The sequence below is a fragment of the Arthrobacter sp. Y3221157 genome, assembly GCF_059089865.1.
On the sequence record NZ_JBNHFD010000168.1, the window covers coordinates 1 to 3,031 of the forward strand.

At 68.0% G+C, this 3,031-nt stretch carries 3 protein-coding genes and 1 pseudogene; all 4 read right to left on the reverse strand.

The features are described from left to right. Positions 1–63: 63 nt before the first annotated feature. A complete protein-coding gene (locus tag AC5RTT_RS20275) occupies positions 64–1,269 on the reverse strand; it encodes an argininosuccinate synthase (protein WP_494146665.1) in 1,206 nt (401 codons plus the stop codon). Between the two features lie 44 nt (positions 1,270–1,313). Further along, positions 1,314–1,844, reverse strand: coding sequence for an arginine repressor (locus AC5RTT_RS20280; RefSeq protein WP_009359387.1), 531 nt, complete (start codon positions 1,842–1,844; stop codon positions 1,314–1,316). Then, positions 1,844–2,845: an ornithine carbamoyltransferase gene (argF, locus tag AC5RTT_RS20285; RefSeq protein ID WP_494146666.1), complete on the reverse strand. Its 1,002-nt coding sequence runs from the start codon at positions 2,843–2,845 to the stop codon at positions 1,844–1,846. The genes AC5RTT_RS20280 and argF overlap by 1 nt, the downstream gene beginning before the upstream one ends. Next, positions 2,842–3,031, reverse strand: a pseudogene (gene argD / locus AC5RTT_RS20290) (acetylornithine transaminase); the annotation flags it as partial. The pseudogene argD and the gene argF, both read right to left, overlap by 4 nt.

Here is a 3,031-nt window from a genome sequence, read left to right on the forward strand (position 1 = left end):
AGCGCACCCCAACCTCGCTGCGCTCGGCCGGGGACCCCTGCGCTCGTCGGCCCTGCTGGGGAGTCACTTCCCTGCGACCCGGATGTCGCGGCCGGAGGCCACCTTGGCGGACATGCCCCACAGCTCGATGAAGCCTCGGGCCATGGACTGGTCGAACGTGTCGCCGGTGTCGTAGGTGGCCAGGTTGAAGTCGTACAGGGAGGTGTCGGAGCGGCGTCCGTTCACAATGGCCTGGCCGCCGTGGAGGGTCATGCGGATGTCGCCGGAGACGTACTTCTGGGTGTCGTCGATGAAGGCGTCCAGGGAGCGCTTCAGCGGGGAGAACCACTGGCCGTCGTAGACCAGTTCCGCCCAGCGCTGGCCCACGGTGGCCTTGAAACGGGCCTGCTCACGCTCGATGGTGATGTCCTCAAGGTGCTTGTGCGCGGTGATCAGGGCCATGGCGCCGGGGGCCTCGTAGATTTCGCGGGACTTGATGCCCACCAGGCGGTCCTCGACGACGTCGATGCGGCCCACGCCCTGGGCGCCGGCCCGGCGGTTGAGTTCCTTGATGGCCTGCAGCGGGGTGACCCGGGCGCCGTCGATCGCTACCGGCACGCCGGCTTCGAAGGAGATGATGACCTCATCGGGTGCCGGCGGGAACTCCGGGGTGGCGGTGTAGTCGTAGATGTCCTTGGTGGGGGCGTTCCAGATGTCCTCGAGGTAGCCGGTTTCCACGGCGCGGCCCCAGACATTCTGGTCAATGGAGTACGGGTTCTTCTTGGTGGTCTCGATGGGCAGTCCCTTGTCCTCGGCAAAGGCAATGGCCTTGTCCCGGGTGAGGGCGAGGTCGCGGACCGGTGCGATGCACTTCAGGTCCGGGCCGAGGGTCTGGATGCCCACTTCGAAGCGGACCTGGTCGTTGCCCTTGCCGGTGCAGCCGTGGGCAACGGTGGTGGCGCCGAATTCGCGGGCGGCTTTCACCAGGTGCTTGACGATCACCGGGCGGGAGATGGCGGACACCAGCGGGTAGTGGCCCTGGTAGAGGGCGTTGGCCTTCAGGGTGGGGACGCAGTATTCGTTGGCGAACTCATCGGACGCGTCTGCCACGTAGGCTTCGACGGCGCCGCAGCCAAGGGCGCGCTGGCGGATGGTTTCGAGCGACTCGCCGCCCTGTCCGACGTCGACTGCCACGGCGATGACCTCGGCGCCGGTGGCTTCACCGATCCAGCCGATGGCTACGGATGTATCCAGGCCGCCTGAGTAGGCGAGCACAATGCGTTCAGTCACTTCACATGCTCCTTAGTGGGGGGTGTTTGATGTTGTCTTCAAGCTTATTGCCCGGCTTCCTCGGCCAGTTGCAGGAAGCGGGCTGCGAGGTCGGGGCCGCCCAGCGGATCCCGGGACACCAGCAGCACGGTGTCGTCGCCGGCGATGGTCCCCAGGATGGCGGGCATGACCGAATGGTCGATGGCCAGAGCCAGGAAGTTCGCGGCCCCCGGAGGGGTCCGGAGCACCACGATGTTGGCCGACGCTTCCGCCGTCACCAGCAGTTCACTGCATAGCCGGGCGAGCCGGGCGTCCAGGATTTCCTGGCTCACGCCGGTCTTGGCGGCACGCTCGCCCCCCTCGCCGGGGACGGCGTACACCAGGGCGCCCTCCTTGCCGCGGACCCGCACGGCCCCGAGTTCCACGAGGTCCCGGGACAGCGTGGCCTGGGTGACCTGCACGCCGTCGTCCGCGAGCAGTGCGGCGAGCTCCGCCTGCGAACGCACCGACTGGTTGGTCAGGATGGCGGTGATGCGTGCCTGCCGCGCAGTCTTGGTGGCCGGGCTGGAGCCCGGGGACACGGGCTGGGCGGACACTAGAACGTGCTCTCCCCGGTACCTTCAACCGGCGAAAGGCCGTCAACGAAGGCAAGGCCGGAGCGGTGCATCAGCCAGGCCATCAGCGCTTTCTGGGCGTGCAGCCGGTTTTCCGCCTCGTCCCAGACGATCGACTGCGGTCCGTCGATGACGCCCGCCGAGATCTCGTAGCCCCGGTACGCGGGCAGGCAGTGAAGCACGACGGCGTCATCCGCGGCGAGTTTCATGGCTTCCTCATCCACGGAGTACTCCCGGAACAGCCGCAGCCGCGCTTCCTTTTCCGCCTCCTGGCCCATCGAGACCCAGGTGTCGGTGGCCACGACGTCGGCGCCCTGGAGTGCTTTGGCGGCGTCGGTGGTGATCAGCACCGAGCCACCCGTCTCTGCGGCACGCTCCTCGGCGGCGGCCACGATGTCCGCGGCGGGCAGGTAACCTTCCGGGCCGGCGATCCGGACGTGCATGCCGGCGGTGACCCCGGCCAGCAGGTAGGAGTTGGCCATGTTGTTGGCGGCGTCGCCCAGGTAGCTCATGGTGAGGCCGTTCAGCTCCCCCTTGTGCTCCTTCACGGCCAGGAGGTCTGCCAGCAGCTGGCAGGGGTGGTAGTCGTCGCAAAGTGCGTTGATGACCGGGACGCTGGAATTTTCCGCCATGGCCACCAGACCGGCATGGGCGCCGGTGCGCCACACGATGGTGGAGACCATGCGCTCCAGGACCTTCGCGGTGTCCTCCACGGATTCCTTGTGGCCGATCTGGGCCTCGCCGGGGTTGATGATGAGGGCATTGCCGCCCATGTCAGCAATGCCGGTGGCGAAAGAGACCCGGGTGCGGGTGGAGGTCTTGTCGAAGATGACGGCAACGGTCTTGCGCCCGCTGCCCTCTGCCGCGAAGGGCTGGACGCTGTAGGGCGCGGCCTTCATGCGCGCGGCCAACTCCAGGACCTCCGCTTGTTCGGCGGGGGTCAGGTCGGTGTCCTTGAGGAAGTGCCGGGTTGCGGGAGTCACTGGGCGTCCTTAGCTGTCTGGAGGATTGCCGGGAAAGCGGCGAGGAACGAGTCGGCCTGGGCCGTGGTGAGGACCAGCGGGGGCGCCAGGCGGATGGTGCGCGGGCCGGGGCTGTTGACGATGAAGCCGGCGTCCAAGGCCGCCTGCACCACGGCGGGCGCGACGTCGGCGTCCAGGTCGAAGCCG